This is a genomic window from Pseudoalteromonas sp. SWYJZ98 (assembly GCF_015864495.1).
Taxonomy (GTDB): Bacteria; Pseudomonadota; Gammaproteobacteria; order Enterobacterales; family Alteromonadaceae; genus Pseudoalteromonas; species Pseudoalteromonas distincta.
Genome location: NZ_JADYXA010000025.1, coordinates 1 through 22079, shown reverse-complemented (window position 1 = coordinate 22079; position 22079 = coordinate 1). Strand labels below are relative to the sequence as shown.

Annotated in this window: 14 protein-coding genes; 5 read left to right on the top strand and 9 right to left on the bottom strand. The window is 37.9% G+C overall.

The features are described 5' to 3' along the window. Positions 1-68 precede the first annotated feature (68 nt). Positions 69-719 carry a response regulator transcription factor gene (locus I6F10_RS13775; RefSeq protein ID WP_007376082.1) on the top strand — a complete coding sequence of 217 codons (651 nt, stop codon included), beginning with the start codon at positions 69-71 and terminating at the stop codon, positions 717-719. Between the two features lie 100 nt (positions 720-819). Here I6F10_RS13775 and purU read toward each other — a convergent pair whose 3' ends face one another. Together purU and I6F10_RS13765 are read right to left on the bottom strand one after the other, a co-directional pair. Continuing rightward, entirely contained in the window at positions 820-1650 is an 831-nt protein-coding gene (purU, locus tag I6F10_RS13770) for a formyltetrahydrofolate deformylase (RefSeq protein WP_024597310.1), read from the bottom strand. Positions 1651-1856: 206 nt separating this feature from the next. Further along, entirely contained in the window at positions 1857-3743 is a 1887-nt protein-coding gene (locus I6F10_RS13765; RefSeq protein WP_197098997.1) for a hypothetical protein, read from the bottom strand. 311 nt (positions 3744-4054) lie between these two features. Between I6F10_RS13765 and I6F10_RS13760 the strand changes: the two genes are divergently transcribed. The 3 genes from I6F10_RS13760 to I6F10_RS13750 all read left to right on the top strand — a co-directional run bounded on the left by I6F10_RS13760 (position 4055) and on the right by I6F10_RS13750 (position 7581). Further along, complete coding sequence (locus I6F10_RS13760) at positions 4055-5032, top strand: DNA topoisomerase IB (protein ID WP_024600617.1); 978 nt, start codon at positions 4055-4057, stop codon at positions 5030-5032. A gap of 210 nt (positions 5033-5242) precedes the next feature. Next, a complete protein-coding gene (locus I6F10_RS13755) occupies positions 5243-6568 on the top strand; it encodes a L,D-transpeptidase family protein (protein ID WP_197098996.1) in 1326 nt (441 codons plus the stop codon). 11 nt (positions 6569-6579) lie between these two features. Next, positions 6580-7581 (top strand): D-Ala-D-Ala carboxypeptidase family metallohydrolase, encoded by a 1002-nt coding sequence (locus tag I6F10_RS13750; RefSeq protein WP_197098995.1) that lies wholly within the window; start codon positions 6580-6582, stop codon positions 7579-7581. 270 nt (positions 7582-7851) lie between these two features. On the opposite strand, the gene pelG is transcribed toward I6F10_RS13750, so the two are convergent. From pelG to I6F10_RS13715, 7 genes are read right to left on the bottom strand one after another with little or no spacing between them, the layout of a single operon-like run. Beyond that, entirely contained in the window at positions 7852-9216 is a 1365-nt protein-coding gene (pelG, locus tag I6F10_RS13745; protein WP_197098994.1) for an exopolysaccharide Pel transporter PelG, read from the bottom strand. Continuing rightward, complete coding sequence (pelF, locus tag I6F10_RS13740; protein WP_197098993.1) at positions 9204-10721, bottom strand: GT4 family glycosyltransferase PelF; 1518 nt, start codon at positions 10719-10721, stop codon at positions 9204-9206. Before pelF ends, pelG begins: the two co-directional genes overlap by 13 nt. Further along, complete coding sequence (locus I6F10_RS13735) at positions 10714-11697, bottom strand: HEAT repeat domain-containing protein (protein ID WP_197098992.1); 984 nt, start codon at positions 11695-11697, stop codon at positions 10714-10716. Before I6F10_RS13735 ends, pelF begins: the two co-directional genes overlap by 8 nt. Next, on the bottom strand, positions 11694-12992 hold the full coding sequence (locus I6F10_RS13730) for a PelD GGDEF domain-containing protein (RefSeq protein ID WP_197098991.1): 1299 nt from the start codon (positions 12990-12992) through the stop codon (positions 11694-11696). Before I6F10_RS13730 ends, I6F10_RS13735 begins: the two co-directional genes overlap by 4 nt. Next, entirely contained in the window at positions 12989-13504 is a 516-nt protein-coding gene (locus tag I6F10_RS13725; protein ID WP_197098990.1) for a protein PelC, read from the bottom strand. Before I6F10_RS13725 ends, I6F10_RS13730 begins: the two co-directional genes overlap by 4 nt. A gap of 14 nt (positions 13505-13518) precedes the next feature. Continuing rightward, positions 13519-16800, bottom strand: a complete 3282-nt coding sequence (locus tag I6F10_RS13720) for a tetratricopeptide repeat protein (RefSeq protein WP_197098989.1) — start codon at positions 16798-16800, stop codon at positions 13519-13521. Next, positions 16800-19508, bottom strand: a complete 2709-nt coding sequence (locus I6F10_RS13715) for an endo alpha-1,4 polygalactosaminidase (RefSeq protein WP_197098988.1) — start codon at positions 19506-19508, stop codon at positions 16800-16802. The genes I6F10_RS13720 and I6F10_RS13715 overlap by 1 nt, the downstream gene beginning before the upstream one ends. 826 nt (positions 19509-20334) lie before the next feature. On the opposite strand from I6F10_RS13715, the gene I6F10_RS13710 reads away from it, so the two are divergent. Further along, the gene (locus I6F10_RS13710; protein ID WP_231619961.1) at positions 20335-21927 is read left to right on the top strand and encodes a methyl-accepting chemotaxis protein; all 1593 of its coding nucleotides are present in this window, start codon (positions 20335-20337) and stop codon (positions 21925-21927) included. Positions 21928-22079: the final 152 nt, after the last annotated feature.

Below are 22079 nucleotides of genomic sequence, written 5' to 3'. Positions count from 1 at the left end.
ACGTAGTATATCGGCTGTCAGTAAAGGTTTTAAACCTAACTGGCAGCCGAATTTATTAGGAGTGAACCATGAGTCAGTTTTTAATAGCGGACGATCATCCGTTATTTCGTGAAGCACTAAAAGGCGCACTGAGCGCAAAATTTGAGGGTTTAGCCGTTTTTGAATCATCCGATTTTGACAGCACACTGCAAGTGTTAAGCGAGCAAGAGGATCTTGATATATTACTGCTAGACCTTCACATGCCAGGTAATGGTGATTTATACGGTCTTATTCGTATTAGAGAAGAATACCCAAGCTTACCTATTGCCGTTGTTTCAGGTAGTGAAGACGTGAATATCGTTTCTAAAGTAATGGGTTATGGCGCTATGGGTTTTATTCCTAAATCATCATCGTCTGATGATATTGCCAGTGCGATTAACCAAATACTTGAAGGCGATACATGGCTACCAAAAGAGCTAAAAAACAAAGTAGCTGAAATTGAAGGTGAAGATAGAGAAATAGCAGCGCAAGTTGCCTCATTAACGCCCCAACAATACCGAGTGCTGCAATATTTGCACGAAGGTTTACTCAATAAGCAAATTGCTTATGAACTACACATATCAGAAGCGACAGTAAAAGCACACATTACAGCCATATTTAGAAAACTCGGTGTGTACAATCGTACCCAAGCCGTTTTAATTGCCGCTAAATTAAAGCTCGAACCAATAGAGCAGGCATAATTTACATTTAAAAAGTTATTAGCTTATTTATGAGCAAAAAAATGCCAGCAACAATGCTGGCATTTTTTATATGTAGAATAATTAAGCAGTTGGAATAATGCTAAGAAAACACCACGGTTTTATTACCATTAATAAATAGCTTATGCTCTGAGGCAAGTTGAAGTGCTTTACAAAACACTGTTTTTTCAACATCTTTGCCCATTTTAGCCATCATTTCGGCGGTATTAGCATGTGTAACGCTGGTTACATCTTGCAAAATAATAGGCCCTTCATCAAGCTCATTATTAACAAAGTGAGCGGTAGCACCAATAATTTTTACACCGCGCTCAAATGCTTGATGATAAGGTTTAGCCCCTATAAATGCTGGCAAAAATGAGTGATGAATATTAATTATTTTACCTTCAAATCGACCCACAAATTCAGGACTTAAAATACGCATGTATTTAGCAAGACCAATAATGTCAGGATTGTAACTGGCAATTAAATCGCCTACCTTTTTATCATGTTCGCTACGGGTTAACCCTTCGTGCGATACAACATGAAATGGCACACCAAACCCTTTAGCTAGCGGCTCTAAATCAGCATAGTTAGCAATTACAGCGAGTACTTCAATATTAAGAGTTTGTTCAAATTGCTTTAACAGCATACCACCTAAACAATGAGCTTCTTTAGTTGCCAGTAAAACTACTTTAGTTTTTGCGCCGCAATGTAGCGCAAGTTTAGCGCCTTGTGGCAACAGTGCGCGTAATTGATCTAAAAAGTCGCTTTGTGGCTCACCTGTAAGCTCTGTACGCATAAAAAATCGCTGCGCGTCTTTATCTACAAATTCGTTGTTACGCGTAATGTTTAAATTATTTTTATGGCAAAGCCCTGTAATTTTAGCTATTAAGCCTACATCATCAGCACATTGGGTGGTTAGTATATAGCTCATTGTCCTCATTCTTACCCTGTAATTAATCCTTTCATTATTTGTGTTTTGGCACATAAAGCAAGGGCTTTGTGAACTAATCCAATATTAATCATGTTGTTGAGTGCAAAAGAGGTAATAAAGTTAAAAAGTATTGAATAGAGGTTAAAAAAAATGCCACCTAAGTTAACAAGGTGGCATTTATAAAAGTTATCTAGGTTTGAGGTTAATTAACCCTTGGGCTCGGGAGATAAGTTTTCTTCTTGTCTTAAATACCCGGCAGCTTCTTCATCATCTTTCGCTATTGCTTGCTGAGTAGGTATAGCGCGCGTTTGTTGGTTTAGTTGATGTATTTGTGACGCATTACCTAAATCACGCTCACTGGTGATTGAGGCGATAGATTCGCGGTCTTTTAAGAATGAAATAACGTCTTTTTTGATTGCTTGTAATTGTCCTTCGTCTTTATGCATTTCCATAATGTGGCGAGGATGTTCAAGGTTTTTCATACCTGTTGCAGCAAACGTAGTAGAGATAACACGAGAAACAATAATCCAAGGCGTTATGCTACTGCGTACTAAAGTATTTTCTGAGCGGGTGCTATCGTGAATACCAGTACCTGTTGATATTTTAGACTCAGTAAACGTGCCTTCACATTTAAAGTACACAAGCAGTGACTCAAATTGCATTTCTGCAAAAAATAGATGCGCTGTGTTTGCAAGTAACTGCGCAAATGCTTTAATAAGTACGCCTATTAGCAATAAGTGAAAGCTTGTCATTAATAGCTCACTAAATTGAATGACATGTTGGTTATTAAATGCCTGTTTAAAACTATTAATATTTGCCGCATCAATGTAATGGTAAATATTAATAAACGAATACGCTAAAAGTACAGTAAATGCTAACGCTACAATATAAAGTAAGTTACCGCTCACCAAAGCAAGTAATCTCGCGAGTGTAAAGTTTTTACCTAAGTCCATTGAGTGCAGTTTAGGCTGAATCTCTTGGATCATTTCACCTTTAAAACCGCCTTTACCTTCTATTTGTTCTTGAAGCTTAGGGTCTAATTCTCTGTAAACTCTGTTAGGTACTTCTTTATAACGGCGATTAGCCATTACTAGGTTATCGAGGTTTATGAAAATCTCGTCTGGATGAACAGACTCTTGCCAGTTTTCACGTAGTTCAGATACTTCAGCTGAAGGGGTAACTGAATTTAAACGCGCTTTAATCATGATAAAAGCAAGCACACAGCTTAGAGTTGCTAATATAATAATTGCAATTAAGTACATTCCAGCATGAAGACTAGGTAGTTGCTCAAGCCAGCTATCTATTTCTTGTTTACTAATGTGCTGCTCTTTCATCAACCATGACATAGAAAGACCAATAGCGATGGGTAAAATAAAAGATAAAGAAATAATTTTAGCAAGCGCACCAGTACCAAGTGCTTCAATATTCTTTTCTGCATTTCGAGAGATAGGTTTACCTGTAGAGCGCCAAGAAAAAAGCACGTAAAACATTAATATTGCACTATAAACCGGAAATGCTAATTCCCCAGCTTCACCGGTAAAGCCCGACAAAGATACAAATGCAACAAGGCCATAAGCAATAAGGGCGACAAAGGTGCTTACCCATGAGCCAAATAATCGCTGGGCAACATTTCGGATAGGATATGGTAGAAACAATAACTTAGGGATTAAGCTGTGAAGTAAGCGTGATAAAAAACCATTAGGCTCTTTAAATGTACTGTTTTTACGACCAACCAGCATTTCTTCAAGTGATTGCGCTGTGTAGGCTACTTCTTTTTGTTCTTCTTGAGCGGTTGATGCTTGCGATTTACTGTAGTTATAAGCAAGTGAAGTTGGGTGGTTTCTACCTACAAAGTATTTAAGTGTTGCATAAATACCTGACGATAGTGAGCGAATGCCGAATGCTAAAATAAGCATGCCAAACACCATTAAAATCCAACCTGCGGTTGTATCTTCTTTCACAGAGCCTGCAGCAATAACAAGTAAACTAATACCTGCTATAGACTCAATGAGTCCTCTTAATGCTGTTACTTTACCTTCCAGTTTGAAGGGGTTTTTTAGTCCAAGATCAATCGATCCATAATCAAAAACCATTGAATTCTCCATTTAAACAGCACCCCAATTGCAGGGGACAAAGTGTAATTAATCTGAACTTAGGATAATAAATCTATCTCAAGTAGCTTTTTTAGCGCTAAGTGCATCGAGTTTAATCGTAATAGACTTGTTGCTGGCGCGTAAGTTCGACCTACTTTTACGAAAACCTAAATAGAATTATTAATATATATTAAGTATTTATAATTGTTGTTGGTTTTTTATTATATATCAATAATCTTGTTCAGTTTAAGGTTATTTTAAAGTGATACATTTTATATTCCGACGCATGCTTAAATATAACTGGAGGGTTAATGAAGCTAATTTATGTAGACGATAATTTACCAGGGATCACTCGTAAACTTAAACAGAAAAGTTGGCTTTACTTTGATCCAATCGGTAAGCAAATAAAAGAGCAAAATGTGATTGATCGTTTGAATGGATTGGCATTTCCGCCAGCCTATAAAAACGCTTGGTTTTGCCCAGAAGAAAACGGACATATTTTAGCGACAGGATTTGATAGTAAGGGGCGAAAGCAATACCGCTACCATCCTGAATTTAGGGCGCAACAAGAAGCAAAAAAATACCAAGCATGTGGAGTATTTGGTAATAAACTCCCTTTGTTAAGAGCGCGTTTAGAAACAGACTTACAAGGCGATGAGCTTAATATTGAGCGCACTTTAGCGGCAGTTGTAAGACTTATGGATTTAGGTGCATTGAGAGTAGGTAACGAGCGTAACGTAAAGCAAAATAAAAGTTTTGGTGCTACAACATTACGAACACGCCATGCAAAACTCACGGGCAAAAATATTCAGCTAAAATATCGTGCCAAATCAGGTAAAGAACGTGAAGTAAATATAACCGACAGGGTGCTTAGCCATGTTATAAAAGACTTGCAAGATTTACCCGGGCAGCATTTATTTCAGTATATAAATGAAGGTGAGCGCACAAATGTAACATCAAGTGAAATAAATCAATACATTCAGCAAATAATGGGCGAGGAGTTTAGTGCAAAACACTTTAGAACTTGGCGAGCAAGCGTTATTGCATTCAAACAATTAGCTAAAGCTAAAGGGGCGCTTAGTTTAAAAAGCATGCTTGATAGCGTATCTGAGCAACTTGGTAATACTCCCGCTATAGCACGCAAATCTTATGTGCATCCCGATTTAATTACGCTGTGTAAAGAAGATGAAGATACTCAAACTGCGTGGAGAGAGTCCCTTTCATTACCACGAAAAACAAAGTACTTGAGTCGTTATGAACGTGGTTTTTTAGCTTTTTTAAAAGATTAATTGCCATAGCAACTTTACACACTTGAGCATATTAATTACATATTCTCTAGTTTAATTTATTAACGTTTAGAATAAGGGGTTTTAAAAAGTCATTAAATTTCAATTGTTTATTTTGAAACTTTAATTTGGCATTACCGTTGCACCTACAGTGTACTACTTAGTGGTAAGTACAAAAGCATTTATCAACGATATTTAGCGAGGAGGTACACAGTGAAGGGGTTATTTTCAAATCAAGCGCATACTAAAGCAAAGGGTTTTACTTTAAAAACTGCATTGTTTATTGGCATGAGCGGTTTATGCTCAGCACCAACACTCGCTGCCAATGAGCTTGAAAGTGTGGTACTCGCTAACTCTTCACTAACTACTTATAACTCACAAAAGTACATGCAAGCTGATGACACCTACTACTTTGACCAATATTCAGCGCAGTTAATTGAACGTACAGAAAAAGCCATTAATTGGTATCAAGAAATAGTTAACAAAGGTGGTTTTACACACTTATATAACGATGAATTGCTTGAACTAGGCAGTAATAATAAACAGGTGAGCTTACTTGCACAGCGTTTATATCAAGAGCGTGACTTAAAAACTAATGTGTGCGACGAAGCTATATGCACGTTTGATAAAGATATAGAGCAAGCTGTTAAGCAATTTCAAAGCCGCCATGGTTTAAAAGTTGATGGCCGAGTGGGTAAGCGTACTTTTGCATCGCTTAATGTGCCCGCACAGCAAAAACTCGATAAATTAAAACTTAACTTTTATAGAATAACTAACTTTGCAGGCGCAAGTGATGAGCAATATGTGTATGTAAATATTCCTGAATACAGCTTACGATTTGTAAAAGCGGGCGATGTAAAATTAAAAAATAACGTAATTGTAGGTAAACCAAGTTGGGAAACACCTGCATTTAGCGACGAAATAGAAAAGTTTGTAGTTAATCCTGAATGGCGTATACCCACCTCAATTGCCACCAAAGAAATTGCTCCAAAGGTAGCCGAGGATCCTGACTACCTTGTAAAAAATAATATTGAAATTAGAAAAAACAGCTACCTAGACTCACAAACTGTTAATCCAAGCAATATTGATTGGGATTCTATTGAGCCCTACCAATTTGATCACTTTTTAGTAAAACGTGCTGGTGAAGAAAACCCCCTAGGGGAAGTTAAGTATTTATTCCCCAATCCCGAAGCAATTTATGTTCACGATACACCTGCAAAGCACCGTTTTAGCCAAGCAAACCGAGCCTTATCGCATGGCTGTATAAGAATAGAAAAGCCTTTTTCGTTAGCGCGTGAAATTATTAAGTACGAAGGAGAAGCGCAAACACTCAATAATATGGACACTGCACTTGCTCAAAATAGTACTCAAACGTTTCATTTAGATGAGCCTCTTCCTATTCATTTAGTTTATTGGACTGCATGGGTTGACGAAAATAAGCTGGTTAACTTTAGAGATGATATATATCAACGCGATAAAAAAGCGCTATTAAAAAATGATGAACAGTCGGTGATTGCCGCTTTATTAAAAAATAAATAATGAGAGGGTTTATGCAATTTATTCATTATATTTCTATCGCCATATTCACAATTATATTTAGCAATAGTGTATTTGCTGCCGCGCCTATAAAGCCTGCGCATCAGGTAGTTGATATAAAAAACAAAGCCAACTTTGAAGATGCAGAATTTAGCCTAAAAATTAACGACATAGTTATGCCATATTCGGTGTTTTCAGTATTTGTAATGCCCAAAGAGCAAGTTGAGTTTGAAGTGCTTTTTGCGCAATCAAAAAATGCTTACACGCTAATTAACACTCAAGGGAAATCTAAGCTTACAGACACCAACCGCTGGCAATGGCAAGCACCCAAAGAGCCTGGTTTAACAACGGTAATTATTGAGTCGCCCGATAAAAAACAGCGTATGAAAATCAACGTATTTGTAAAAGTACCGGCAGACAATGTTGAAGGAGGAAAGCTCAAGTATTACCACATTGGGCACTATCCTAAACCTTCACAGATTAAAGACGCTTCACACTACATAGTGCCCGATGGCTTTGTTAAGGTAATGCCTGAAAATGAAAATGTAAAAATATCACCTCACTTTTCACTAAAAGAATTTGTTAGTAAGCAGCGAAGTAAGTACCCAAAGTATTTATTTTTACAAAATAAGTTGCTACTTAAACTAGAAAAAATACGCAAAGAACTGATTTTAGAAGGTATACCGGTTAGTAATATGGTGGTTATGAGCGGTTATAGAACTCCGTACTACAACAAATCAATTGGCAATGTAAAACTTAGCCGACATGTATTTGGTGATGCTGCCGATATTTTTATAGATAACGATGGCAACTACCGTATGGATGATATAAATAATGACGGTAAGCATTCAATTGGTGACGCTAAAGCGATGGCCGATATAGTGGAGTCGTTAGCTAGACGTGAATCATTTAAAGGTTTACTAGGTGGTTTAGGTATTTATGGGCCTAAGTCGCACAGAGGCGCATTTATACATGTTGATACGCGTGGTTTTAAAACGCGATGGGTGAGTAAGTAATTGCAACGGCTACCTCATTTAGCATAAAGCTAAACTAGCTAAGTCTAATTGTACAAGAGATTAGCTAAGCCAAGGTAGCTTTGTTTTTATAAGTCCTTTGTTTTATAACCATTTTATACCTTTACTGAGCTAGTCTTTTTTGCTTTAAACTGAGGCGCTTATATGAGCTATAAACATGGTGTGTATCAGCCGCTTTCCAATAATTAATTATTTTAATTTTCTACGAAAAGCTTTAAATATAAAGGCTGCATAAGCAGCCTTTATATTATGCTATTGCAGCATAAACGTTTCGTATTCTAAATCTTCAAATTGTTTAGAAAGCCAAAATAAGCCAACAACAGAGGTAATAATAGTTGAGAGAGCAAAGCCGTAACCATAAAACTGCGGCCCAAAAGCGATTGATAGCAAAGTTAAAACAACGTTTATTACCAAAAATAGTCCCGCTAAAAACAGGACGGTTGAGCGTTTATCTAAATAAAACAAAATATTTAAAATAGACAAAAATATAACTTGTACACCCACACCAACTACATCAATAAATAAAAGCGTTTTATAGTTTGGATCAATACCAATAAAGGTAAGTATTTGCTCGCCCCATAATAATAAGCAGGCAACGGTAATACCTTGAATTTTAAATATATCGTATAAACCGGCACGTGCAGTTTGGATCATATTATCTTTTAAATAGTAAATCTCTTCTAACGATGAACCCTCTCGAATAGCTGTGTAAAAACGGTCGTATTCTTCTACAAAGTCGGTTTCCATTTTTACTAAAAATACTGCCATACCGGGAATAATAGACAAATAAGCCAAAAATATAGGTAAGTCATAAATTGGGCTGGCTCTTAATGTGCCAATAATTTGAATTGATGTGCTTGGAGAATACCAAAAAATGATTTTATCAGCCCATACACCAATGTTATAAAACAGACCACAAAAGAATAGGCTGTAATACACTTTTTTATTGCTTAAAAAGTCAAAGCTTATAAGTTTTTCACCTGGGTAGCGGCGAATAATCATAAATAAAAAGCTAAAAAAGAGCAGTGCTTCGCCAGCAAAAAACGCAAAAAATAAGCCGTCTAACTGCCAGTCTCTTAATAAATATGCAAGCAATACCATAAAGGCGTAACCACTTAGCATGGTAATTAAAATTAACCGGTATTCTTTCATACCTGATAGAAAAATAGCACCAAGCCACTGATTACATAAGCTTACAAAGGCACCTAAAATTATAATCTTAGTAACAACGGGTATAGGGAGCATAGGCCATACAGCTAAGCCCACCAATAACGCAGCTATTGTTGTTACAAGTTGCGCACCAAGTAAATTAGGGAGTACTTTTGCCTCTTCTTTTTGAAAAAACAAATCGGCAATAAACCGAGTTAGTAATAACTGCAAGCCACTCGTTAAAATAAGTGAGGCTGCCATCATGTAGGTAACAAGCGTTAAAAATTGAATAATAAGTACTTTAGGTAATACAATTCCTAAACTTAAAATACCAATTAGCATTAACGCTACAATAGAGAGCAGCCAGGGGCCTGAGCCTATTAAACCTGCGTAGCCGTATGCTTCAAAAACTGAGAGCAGGGTATTTTTTTTGAGAATTTTTCGTATCTCAAAACCTATTCCGGCCATGCCATTGTATCCTTATAAAGTTTATCGTAACGGGCAAACATGTGGCTCTCGTCATAAAATTTTTGTACGCGGTCTAAGCCGCTTTGTTGATACTCAAGCCAAGTTTGCTCATTTGTTAGCATGTTTGATATTTGCTTTGCTGTTTCGCTCGGAGAAGCAATTGAGACAACTTCACCGGCTTTACCTAATGCTTTATCTTCATCGGTTCCGCCTTCGATTATTTCGCGGCATGAGCCAACATCACTAGCAAGTACAGGCACACCAGCCGCCATTGCTTCTAAAAGTACTAAAGGCTGCGCTTCAGAAATCGAGGTTAAAGCTACAATTCCGAGCTTAGGCAAAATTTTAGTAATATCTTGCATACCTAAAAACTTAACACTGTTTTGTAAATCAAGGCTGCCTACCAGTAGCTCACACTCTTTGTAGTATTGTGGGTCTTCTTCGAAAGGGCCGATGATCCAGCCTTCTACCTCTGGTAATGTCGATTGCGCTTCTTTAATTGCACGTATAAAGGTTTTAATATCTTTTATAGGCACTACACGTCCAATTAACCCAACAACCGGTGGTATCTGTTTTGGACGCTGATCAAGCGCTTCAATAAAGCGCACTGTTTTAATGCCATTAGGTACAACAAATGCTTTTTCTGGCGCTGCACCATCTTTTATTTGGCGCTGTCTGTTACCGTCGTATAGCGAAATGATCTTATCTGCTTCTTGGTATGTTGTTCGGCCAATTTGCTCAAAAAAGCTTATCCACATACGGCGAATAAAGCCCATCTCGGTATTTAAGTTTTTACCTAGGCTTTGTTCAGACTCTTTGATCCAACTGGCTTGAATAAGATCTATTTTTCTCTCTTTGGTGTAAATACCATGCTCGGTCAACAAAAAGGGAGTATTACTTATTACACTGGCACCAGATCCTAAAATACCCGCATACCCGGTAGATATTGAGTGAATAAGTTTAACTTTAGGGAGCCCTCGTGCAATTTCGGCTATTTTAAATAACGGTTTATATAAATTGCGATATGACCAAAAAAAGTCGATAAAAGAAGATTCATCACAAAAAGTTGAATAATAATTAGTGAGTACTTGCCATGAAGATTCACTATACAAAAAGTGGGCTTCGTTAATGCCATCTTTTTTAGCTAAGGTTTCAAATGCAAACTTTAATAATTCAGTCGGAATTGGCTCGTTACAATCTCTAAAATAATTTTGTAGTTGCTGCCAAAAATCAAAGAGTTCTTTTTTATATTTAACCCCGTGCTTAGCTTTTATTTCAGAAGTGTCATTTTGTACTAAATAATGAACATGCAGCTTGGTAACGTTTTCAGGCAAGGTATATTGAATCTCACCATAATGCTCAGGCGCTCCACCTATAAAAACAAGCTCAAAGTTATAATGAGGTAACCCTTCAATTATTTGATGAACCCAGCTAGATACACCGCCGCGCACATAAGGGTAAGTACCTTCTAAAAGCAGTAAAATGTCTGCATTTTTGTTACTCATGCCAATACTCCTGTAAATGACGTAATTCACTGCCCTTAGGTTGTTCTGGGAGTTCTTTTAAGTAGCGTTTACAGTCGTCAAACTTATTCATACAAAAGGCAACTTCGGCTTTATATGGGAGAACATGACGCCTTGCCATGCCCGATTCAGTTGCTTTGAGTAAGTACTCATGGGCTATTTCGTATTTGTTTAAGGCTAAAGATATACGCCCTAAAAATATAAAGGTTGCGGGTGTTTTTACGTGCTCAACACTTTGCTGTGCAAGTGCTTCTGCTTTTTCTAAAACGTATTTTCGAAGCGCACCTTGGGCTAAACCTAAGTAGCTAAGTTCCCAATAAAGTTCGGCTAGTTGTTTTTGTAAATTACTTAACTTTGGTTGCTTAGTCGTAATGGCTATTTCTTGCTGGTACAAACTGATTTTTTCGTTGAGTTTGGTTTCTTTACCATCAAGGGTTGAGTAGGCGAGTAGGCGAATATCATCTTCTAAATCTTTAAGTGCTAGCTTTAAAATAGGAATAGCTTGTGAGTCACTCATGTGACGAGCTGCCATTACTGCACTTAAACGCTTATTAGGTTCACTAGCGTGCTTCAAAATTGCTTTAAGTCCTCCCATAGAATAGGTCGGGTTTGCTGATATTGCTCTGGCTTCAAAAGGAAGCTCAGGTATTTTATGCTCTTCAATTTCTATGTCATCGTTTTTGAGTGGTTTACACAGAGCAAACGTAAGCGCTACTACAACGCCTATAATTCCAAGTACAGGCAATGTAAACAACAATAAAAACATGAGTACTAAAGAGCTATAGGGAGTCGTTTTGTATTTTTTAGGTATCAGGAAATAGCTAACAAAAGCAAAAAGAATGCTAGCAATAGCATGCAATAGTATAGCTAAAAACCAATTAGGTGTTTCCAGTACTTCTATTAGTGCAAAGTACTGACAAATACACCCTAAAATAGCCGCTACAATAATTATAATCATGAAAGTGAAACCAATCTCTTTATGTCATCTGAGCTTATAGGTAGTGCAAGTTGCTGCTCAATAACAATATCAAGCTCAGCTAAAGTGCTACCAGTGCGCTCTTTACACCAAGTGTTCATTCGGGCGATAAACCCTGCTTTTTCAAGTTCATCAGCTAATGGCATCAATAGCAGTAATACCTGATTTTGATTATCGTACAAATAAATGTCTAAACCACGGCGTGCTTCACTTAAATAACTCATAAGTTGAGTGGATTTATCAGTAATATTATTAGCTTTTATTTTTAGTAGCTGCGATGGAATGTTGTATCGTTTTGCTTCTTTATTCGCACGTTTAACTTGGCGAATAAAGTATGGATACTCTTCATAAGTCATTACTGGGTTTGTTATTTCATGGCGCAGTAAATCGCCTATATGCCCAGCCATTACAGCAAGTAATGTTAGAGTTGTATTTTTAAGCGCAAAAAATTGTATTCTTTCAACCAAAATAGCGCCGTAAATAGTATTGTTTACGTCGATAAGTGGGATTGCCATATGGTATTTACTTATACCCGATGATGCTTTTTCGTCTTTTACCGATACTAATTCTTTTTCTTCGATCATTGCTAATATAAGAGGATCGTTTTTAGCTATTGGACTCATTTTACCTATAGAGGCAAGTGGTGGCTCTAAAACACTGTCGTTTTCAACTTTATATAACCCCGCTCTTTCTAGCGAACCGTACTCAACAAACAAGTCGATTATTTTTTGCGCTGCGCTATCAAGTCTTCTTTCTTTTAATAGCCCGATAGAGGTTCTTACTGCTTGTAGTGATTCACGTAAACTTAACGTATGGCCAGCTAGCATTTGCTCAATTCTATCGTGAGATGAATTAATTAAATGATACTGACGAGTAAATGTTTCAAGACGATCTGTTACGTACTCAAGCTGAATACTTTGCTGTTGATTAGTACGCTCCCACACATCTCTAAATTCACCGGTGATCATAATTACAATAATGTAGCCAATCATAGCGTTAATATTGAAGTCACTTTGCGGTGATAAAATATTTGCTTGAAGTAAAAAAAGTTGGCCAACAAGCAAACATAAAATGCTAATAAAGCCTTTTGAAAAGCCATAGCGTAAAGAAACTAAAAGTGGGCCAAGTACAGGCCACGAAAACCCTCCCTCAGTCCAAAATGGGTCCTGTGCGTTAAATAATACAGGCAGCCCTAAAGCAAGCGCGGTAAATATAAATACCTCAGCCCATATTTGTAGCTCAGGAACGTCTCTTGGTCTAAGGAAATGTGTTTTCACTCACTAGCCTCTATATAAGAAATTAAATCGGCAATCACATCTTGTGCTGTTGCTGCAATGCTATCGCGGCCCCAGCCACTTTTAGCAATAGTACCTGTCCAAACTGGTGTGGTTTGTCCATTTACAGTGAGTGATAATGTAAGTGCAACAACAGGTTCGCCATCAAGCCCTGCTTTATAGCGCCACTCTTCAATGCTGCCTGTTAGTACATAGTCAGCTTGTTGAGTGCTTAACCATTGCATAGCATTGTCTAAACGGTATTGATCATCCAACGGTGGAAGCTCTTTGCTGTTTACACGAGGTGCACGTATAAGAGTTGGTAATTTATTTTGTTGCCAAATACTGGCTAAAATATCTTCAGCACGCTCACCGGCAAGCGGTGTTTGAGCATGATTAACAAGCGGCATTAGTGCCACTGTTTTCGAAGGGCTAAGCTCTATATCATCAGCAACTCTGCTGGTGGTACATGCTGATAATAGTAATACCAAGCACGGTATAATTAAACGAAACATACTCTCTCCTAACATTAAAAATGTACGTAATAACCTAATTGTAATTGTGTATCTGAGTTACCCACTTTATTACTACTTTGGTAACCCAGTTGTAATTTAAATAAATCATCGCCCAGTACAGACCAACCTGCGCCACTGGAAACTGATACATCTACTGTATCGTTAAGTGTTTGATAGCCAGTACTTATATCAAATAACCACGAAGGGCTTGCGCCTAGGTGTGGTGGTTCTAAAGAACCAGTTGAAGCAAATGAGGTCCCTAGTGCAAAGCGTCTAAATGGTTGAAGGTCAACTCTTAGCGGTCTTGATTCTGTATTTATTAATGCATTTACACGCTCAAAGTCTTGCCATTGCGCACTAAAATAAGCGTTCCAAATTGGGCGGTCTTTTAAAATACTGTATTGGTAACGAGCATTATATTCTTGGCCGTTTATTAGTGAGCTGCCATCGCTTCTTAGAGAAAAAGATATCGCTGCTGCTGATAGCTGTACGTTTTGTCTACCATCAATATTGTAGTTAACATAGGCCGTGGCTTTATCTAGCTGAGCATAACTAAGTAGTGCTTCTGATTGGCGGTTTTCAACATTATATTCAAGCTTTAAACCTACCTGTGTTCGTGAATCCCATTGATAACGAGAGTCTAAGCTAAGACCTTGGCGGCTAATTAAGCTGCCTTGGTGCGAATCTATCTTTGCATCAAAATACCAACGACCAAAGGTCATTTTATCTTCAATTGCAAACAGTAACCCGTTGTTATCAAGGTTTTGCTGATTACTTAAGCTTAATTTCCATTGCCCATTAGCATAAGGAAAATAAACGTTTACATCGTACTGGCTACTGTTTAAACCAGCCTCTGGCGATAGGTTAATTTCAAGCGCTCTAAAATAGGATGAGCGTGCATTTCTAAGTAAACTCAATTGCGATTGACTTGGTTCTTCAGTGAGTTCTTCGTACCAACGTTGCATGGTGGCATAGGGTTGTTTTAAATAGAGTAGGGCGTTTAGCTCATCTAATTTGCTTAGTGAACCCTCAGCTATAAGCTGTTTCGCTTTATTAAACTCGCCGTTGGTCATATAAAGTTGTAGCTTTTGCCATGGCTCTAATTTTTGTGCAGCCCTGCGCGCTAACCACCAATTTGTTTGAGGTTCACCAATAGTGTCGGGGGCAAGTTCTTCCATTGTGTTTAATTGCATTAAATGAGGAACTGCCATCGCGCCCGCCCAGCGGAACATTAGGCCTCTGTAGGCATATTTATCTTTAGGTAAGTGTTGCAGTAAATAGTGATTAAGTTCAGCAGCATTTGCATAATAGCCAAGTTGTTTCATTACATCGGCTAAGTTAACCAGTGTTGTTAAGTCACTTGGCTCTGCAATGGCCAATTTACGCAAATAAAAGTAGGCACTGTTATATGATTTTTCATAAATAGATAGGCTAGCTAAGAGTTGCGTCCACGCATAGGAAGTGTCGCTTTGAGAATAGCGCGTTAAAATGCGGCCAATCATTACAGTGTCATGCATTTGCAGCGCTAACCAACCTTGTGCAAGCACAACATCAGAGTCATATTCGCTTAATTTAGCAGCGCGGTTTAAAGTTGTATAAGCTGAATTTAAATCACTTTGGTTTTGATACCAATTAGAAAGAATTAACCAAGCAGGATAGAGAGCTTTATTATATCGTTGTTTATCAAGTTCAGCATGAATACGTGCAACTGATTTAGCATCATTTACTTGTGTGCTTAATAATGCAATTTGAATCAATTGACGGTCAGTTTGCGACTCACTTTTCCATAAATAATCAAGAAGCTCCTGAGGCCTACCTTCAAAGCGCAATTGTTGGTAGTGCAGCATGTCGCCTACGCTTAAAGGGCTTATTTGTTGTAACTGCTCTAATGCATATAGCTCATGAGCTTTGTCTTGGACTCGCATTGCCATGTCTACATTGGCACTCCAAAACTCATCGTCAGAACTTTCATGTTTGTTTTTTAGTACTTGCAGAGCTGTAGAAAAGTCATCTTCTAGCCAAAATGCGCGGGCAATCCAAAGTAAATCTTCTTCATTTTTAGGCCCTTTATATGTAGGCCACAAAGCTCTTAATGCTTTTAAATTACCAGTATCGTGAAGTACTTTTGCTTTCCAATATTGTGATAATGCACTTTTACCATTTATTTGCTCAAAGCGTTCAATATTATTTAACTCTTGCTTTGTGTTACCAATAAATTCGTTAGCTTGCATCCAATTAGCAAAGCCATTTCCTTTTAGATTTCTATTTTGGGCTTTATATTCGTATATATCATTAGCATCTTGGTATAAATATAAAGCGGTGGCATCGTTAATACTATCGGTAAGCATCGAAGGGGTTACGGCTTTGTTAGACATTAGCCATTTAAACTCTCGAAGTGCCTCTTTAGGCTTGTTTTGCCAGCGCTTTATCTTCCAATTTAATAAATGTAGCTCTTTGTCATCTGGGCTTTGTAGTAATAACTTTGCAAGTAATTGCTCAGCCCCTTTTGCATTTCCATTTGCTAAACGCAGGTGCATTGCTTGTGTTAAGTACTCGCTGTTATTTGGCTCGCTCTTTAATAAGCTTTCAATGGCTTGAGCTGCATCTTCTGTGTTGCCAGCCAAGTTTGCTAAATAAAGGGTGCGTTTAACATCGGCTTTGTCACCGTAGGTGTTCCACCATGCATAAGCTTGAATCGGATTATTTGCGCCAAGTGCAGTTTCAATCGCTTTAGCTGCAATGTCAGCATTTATATTTGTTTTATAAATAGCGAATGCTTTGTCAGGTTCCCCTGCGCTTAACCAGTAATCGGCTGCAAGGAGTGGCTGTTTATTTTTTTGATAATACTGAGCAACTTTTGCGTTTAACCCAACGGCTTTTGCAACAGTCAGTATTTGTTCGTTCCAATTTTTATGAGCTCCTATTTTTAATGATAGCTCTTCAAAGCGGTCGTCAACTTTAGCACCACTTGCTAGCCATAATGAGTAAAGCAGCTTTATTTCAAGTGTTGCTTTGCGCTCGCCCCTAGGTAGCTTTTCAAGCTCGTTAGTGGCTTGTGAATACTCACTAAGCCCTATATATAGCTCAACCAATTTTGCGCGAAGCTTTTCGTTGTCGGGCTCTGCATTGAGTGCTGCATTGAGGTAAGATTTCTCAAAGGTATAATCTTGTGAAAGTGCATCATCTTCAAAAAATAAGGTATGGGGAAATAACGCATAAAGTGCAAAACAACTTACAGCTAGTATCGCTAATATTGTTTTTATAGAAATTAACTGAGGGCGCTTTTTAGTATTCATTATAGAGCAGATCCGTTGCAGTTAAGGTAACCATAAAAGTCACCTGTAGGTATTTTAAAATGTGTTAATTTACCCCGATTAATACCTTTGAAGCGCTCACCCAAATTAGATACAAATTCGCAAGAAAGTGCATTAATTAAATCAAGTGAAGCGGGCACCCATGCTTTAAAACTAACCGGTCCGTTAACTTGCCAGTTATCAATAACAACATTTGCAGACGCTAAATAAGGTTTTTTACTATTTTGGCTATGATCAAAGCTAAGGCGAGCTATGTTATTTATAATATGTATGTAGTCACCTTTTTCAGTTACACCAGATACTCCTTCACTTTGAGCTATGTTTGGCACATCAAAATCGCTAGGTATGCGCAGAGTGCGAATGTACTTTGAGCTAAATAACCATTCATTATTACTGTTTTTTGCAAGTGCAGAAAAGTAAAAATCTTTTGCTACTTTTGCATAGTGGCTTAAATGCACCGGTGTATTTGGCCTTGCTAAAACATAATCAATGTTGTGTTTAAGGGCGTCTAAGCCCGCAAGAACTTCACCTGAATAAAAGTGATAATAAATAGTGTAAGGTTTTAACCTATATGGCTTTTCTGTTATTTCGAATGTTTCGGTTAAGCGTCTAAAGCCGTAATAAGGGCCATGCCATAAGTTTGTGTAAACATTTTCATTTAATATGGGGGCGTAAATTTGATACAGCAAATCTCTTTCAGGGCGACCGATAGGGGAGATGTGAGAAAGGCTTGGGTTATCAGCATTTACATCAGTATTACCACCGTTGACATTTAACACGCCAGCGTCACGAGCAAGTTCAAGTGCTTTTGGGCCAGGTGTTGCATCACCAGACCATAGCATCATTACTGTTTTTTTATTTTTAGGTGCGAGCTTGTCATTAATGTACTTTATCGAGTCGGTAATTTCTTTTTTAAGGCTAATTGTGTTGTAGCCAGGCACGTCTAGATGAAAACCGTAATCTGTGTCGTCTTCATCTATTTTTTTCCGCCCAGATAGGGCTGTCCAAAAATAGGGGTGACTATAAGTGTGTGAAGCAACTTCTACGTAAGGCAAGTTAAAAATACTACGCGCAATGCCTTCGAGTTTGGCACTTTGTTTAGAATGAATACCGCCTTCTTCAATATCAGCTTGGATCACTGATGACGTTAACGGTAGTTTGTAGTGTTTAATTATTTCGTCTCGAATTACTTCTGCTGAATAAGGCTTACCTGCGTAGTGGGCAACACTTGTAAATCCATCTCCATCGATATGCAAAGTAAGCATTCGCCTGCCGCTTTCGGTGGTTGTATCTGGCACTAATATAGGTGGTAACCCCATTGCTTGAGTAAGCAATGTACGCGGATCAATAACCCATTTGCTGCCTTCCATCGGAAATGTGTCAATTAACCAAGGAGCGGCCACGACTGCACCATATTTAGTTTTAGCCGCTTGTAAAATACTTATATTATTAGCAGACTTTATTGTTATTAGAGGAGTCGCATCAGTTGCTAATTTAAGTAAGTATGGTTTAACAATAGGGGGAGGTTTTGTTGACTCCCCTTTGAGCCAAGGTGCAAAGCTATCTTGTTTATATGGACCTTCAGGTAGTGTGTTTAACGACTCAATACCTAAGCTTAATAATAATTTAGTTGATTGTGGTAACTCGCCTAAAATGAGTTCTGGTACAACACCTAAATTAGCTTCAAGCCAATTGTTTAGTGTTGGTGTGTAAAACGTATCGCTTGTGGTCCACGAGATAATACCTGCATGCAAGCTAGGATCAACTAAAGGTAAGTCGCGCTTTGCCATATCTATGTAATCAGGTATATATCCCAAATACTCAATCATGGTCGCTAGTTTTAAATGTACGGTAGTGTAAATGAGTGGCTTTACGTTACTGTTGTACGGAATGAGGATGCGTCTTGGTACTGGTGATATAGTTGATGTACCCCATGTTTGTAAGTGTCCATCAGTTACCCAAGGGGTAAAACCTGCCTGCTTAATTTTTTGCGCCATAGTAAGACGGTTGTCAGGCTGTGCATAATCAATAACTTGTACTTTAAAACCAAGCTTTTGTGCCGTTTTTAATTGTGCACTTAGCCAAGCTTGATCGTTCTCGGTGGTTAATTTGTAGCTATTATTGATTGGGTTGTAATGGCTATATAAACCTTCAGCCACTAAATCGCTGGCTAAACCGGTAAGTCTAGGTAGTAACTCAAAGCCTCGGTTGAGGATAAGGTGTTTATTAAACGTGCCAGACAGACTCTTTATAATTGCGACTAAGCCATTTTGTTGATCTGATTTACTGTGCTTATCATCTAAAAGTTGATAGCTGTCTAGAGTATCTAAAAACAAGCCACTGAAGCCTCGTGCTTTTAAAGTAGCTGCGTTATTTTGCACATGTTGTTGCCAATGCGTAGATGTTAAATCGGCAATGTGGCTATTCCAATTAGGGTTAACTGCGAGTGAAGACTCACTTTCAATAAACGACTCACCAACACTTAAATAAGCATAAACAGCTATGTCACGCTGTTTAAACCAATTGAGTTCGTGCTCAGTCACAAGGTCAGGCTGAACTACAACGCGAGAATAAAAGGTCATTTCGGCTAATGGCATCGGTGCTGAGTAGTAAAAAGCGATACTATTATTTACAGGCGTTGCGAATGCGTGAGCCGACACTAAAAGTGCAAGGTATAAAATATACTTCATTAATAATTCATTTTTATTAGATTATAACTGTGGCTCAAAGTGTTGTGTTCCAATTTTTATCTAGTTGTTTGGTATTAGGAATATAGGACTATCATATGTTAATGGAAGTTTAATATCCATATGTTCATTATTTATATGAACCTAAAACCAATACTAACATGACTAATGAGTTAACTCATTACATACGAAGCAACCGAGCGGCTCAGTACGCTATCAAATTAATTTTAGATCAATACAGTCGTTAGAATTTTGAATATAACAAATAGGGTGGTAAATAATATATTGATTAATACAAAGGTCGCAGTGTTTTTAGTGTTCAAATACCTCCTTTGTGACTATAATATCAGCACGCAGAGCAAGGTATGAGTATACTCTCACCAAATTTTTTATTTACTACGTTTTAAACCCAATAAAACATAGTAAACAGTCGTAATTTAACTTTGGCAATTGTCGCTATATATGCATTTATACACCTCGGAGAAAAAATGAGTAATTTAAGCTTGAAAAACAAATTGCTGTTACTAGGGCCTGTTTATCTTTCGAGGTTAAATTTGCAGCAGTATGTTTGGTATTTAGGCAAGGCAGAGCCTATGTAGTGTGGTTATTCCCCATAAATAGGCGATAACACAGCATAAATGCCAAACATGCGCTGCCCGAAGGGTTCTACCCAGGGGCAATTAACTCTTTGTTGCTCGGTTTTTACTTAGCCCACTAGGTTACAAACCTCACGCCGCGATTAAATCGCCCCTAGATTGAACAAATTTTAATCCTGAAAGGTCAACAGGCCCTAGCTATTTTACCGCTAATGCTACTTTTGATCAGCTTAATGCTGAGTTCTTATTATTTAGAGAATAAAAATCAGCAACAAAATTTTGAATCATTTCAAACTAAGCTGATAAGTGACAAGCAAACGTTATTAAGTACCGAAATTGAAATTGCTAGCAAAATTGTTCGCTATCAATTAGCAAATGGCTCTGAGCAAGATGCTAAAAACGCTTTAAGAGACTTAACATTTGGCCAAGGTGGTTACTTTTTTATATACGACACCAATGGCATTAGTGTTTTTCATGCATTACTAGGTGATGCTATTGAAGGACAAAATAAAATAGGGATGACTGACCCTAACGGTAAAAAAATAATAGTGGGCTTATTAGATCAAGCTAGAAAAGGCGGCGGCGCTTTTAACTATCATTTTCAAAAACCAAATACCACAGGCTTAGTTGAAAAGATGGGCTATGCAGCAATGATACCAGGCACAAACTGGATGATTGGTACTGGCGCATATATGGATGATATAGATGCAGAGCTACTTAAATACCAAACAGCAATGCAAGAGCACATGAATGATAAGGTAATGACCTTATTATTAATTGCTTTGTTTTGGGTTGTTTTAACAATTATATGTGCGTTAGTTGCCGCAAACACAATGGTAAAACCAATACAGCGCATGGCGCAAAGCCTTGACGATATTGCAAAAGGTGAGGGCGATTTAACTAAGCGTCTAGACATTGATACTAACGATGAAATAGGTCAACTTGGCGAAGCATTTAATATGTTTGTAAGTAAGCTACATGGCATTATTGCTAATGTGGTTGATGTAACACACGATGTAAAAACAGCTTCTGGTGATATAAATACACAAACACGATTAATTGAAGACAAGTTACTTAATCACAATCATGAAACAGACCTTGTTGCGACGGCTATTACTGAAATGTCGGCTACTTCTCATGAGGTGGCTCAAAATACAAACCAAGTGGCAGAGTCAACCCAAGCGGCAACGCAAGAAGTTGCTAAAGCGCAAGAGTGTGTTGATATTTCACTCAGTGAGGTTTCAAACTTAATGGGAGAAATTAACTTAGCTGCTGAACAGGTTGATTCACTCAGTGATCAATCTAAAAAGATTAATAGCGTACTAAGTGTAATTGGTGGAATTGCTGAGCAAACAAATTTACTTGCACTTAATGCTGCAATAGAAGCTGCGCGAGCAGGTGAGCAAGGCAGAGGGTTTGCAGTTGTTGCTGATGAAGTAAGAAGCCTAGCAAGTCGTACTCAAGTTAGCACACTAGAGATTAGCGAAATGTTGAGTGAGCTACATAATTTAGTATCAGATGCAGTTGCTGCAATGCAAGCAAGCCAAAGTAGTTGTAATCGCTCTGTTGAATCCTCTCGTGCTATTTCAGAAAGTTTAGGCGCGGTAACAAGCTCAGTTAGATCAATTAACGACATGAGTACGCAAATCGCGACAGCAGCGCTGGAGCAAAGTAGCGTTACAGAAGAAATAAACCGTAATGTGTTTGCCATTCAAGAAATAGTTAATGAGCTAACTATTTCAAGTAAAACGACCTCTTCGGTCGGTCAGCATTTGGCTGCGCGTGGTGAAAACTTAGGCCAGCTTGTTGGTCAGTTTAAAATTTAACAAAGCTTGAAGCTCTACACTAAAAGCCGCTAATAGCTGTCTCTTGATCACAAGTCTGACTCAAGAGATTTTGCTAAATCGTAGCCTTCTAGGATGGCTTGTAACTTAAGCCATCCTTTCCATAACACTTTCACAGATGCACGCCCTGTGCG

Bases quoted from the DNA above. Each gene is read 5' to 3' on its own strand.
- I6F10_RS13710 (WP_231619961.1), top strand. From the start codon at position 20,335: ATGCTGAGTTCTTATTATTTAGAGAATAAAAATCAGCAACAAAATTTT.
- purU (WP_024597310.1), bottom strand. From the start codon at position 1,650: ATGAGCTATATACTAACCACCCAATGTGCTGATGATGTAGGCTTAATA.
- pelG (WP_197098994.1), bottom strand. From the start codon at position 9,216: ATGGCCGGAATAGGTTTTGAGATACGAAAAATTCTCAAAAAAAATACC.
- I6F10_RS13765 (WP_197098997.1), bottom strand. From the start codon at position 3,743: ATGGTTTTTGATTATGGATCGATTGATCTTGGACTAAAAAACCCCTTC.
- pelF (WP_197098993.1), bottom strand. From the start codon at position 10,721: ATGAGTAACAAAAATGCAGACATTTTACTGCTTTTAGAAGGTACTTAC.
- I6F10_RS13720 (WP_197098989.1), bottom strand. From the start codon at position 16,800: ATGAATACTAAAAAGCGCCCTCAGTTAATTTCTATAAAAACAATATTA.
- I6F10_RS13760 (WP_024600617.1), top strand. From the start codon at position 4,055: ATGAAGCTAATTTATGTAGACGATAATTTACCAGGGATCACTCGTAAA.
- I6F10_RS13725 (WP_197098990.1), bottom strand. From the start codon at position 13,504: ATGTTTCGTTTAATTATACCGTGCTTGGTATTACTATTATCAGCATGT.
- I6F10_RS13715 (WP_197098988.1), bottom strand. From the start codon at position 19,508: ATGAAGTATATTTTATACCTTGCACTTTTAGTGTCGGCTCACGCATTC.
- I6F10_RS13750 (WP_197098995.1), top strand. From the start codon at position 6,580: ATGCAATTTATTCATTATATTTCTATCGCCATATTCACAATTATATTT.
- I6F10_RS13735 (WP_197098992.1), bottom strand. From the start codon at position 11,697: ATGATTATAATTATTGTAGCGGCTATTTTAGGGTGTATTTGTCAGTAC.
- I6F10_RS13775 (WP_007376082.1), top strand. From the start codon at position 69: ATGAGTCAGTTTTTAATAGCGGACGATCATCCGTTATTTCGTGAAGCA.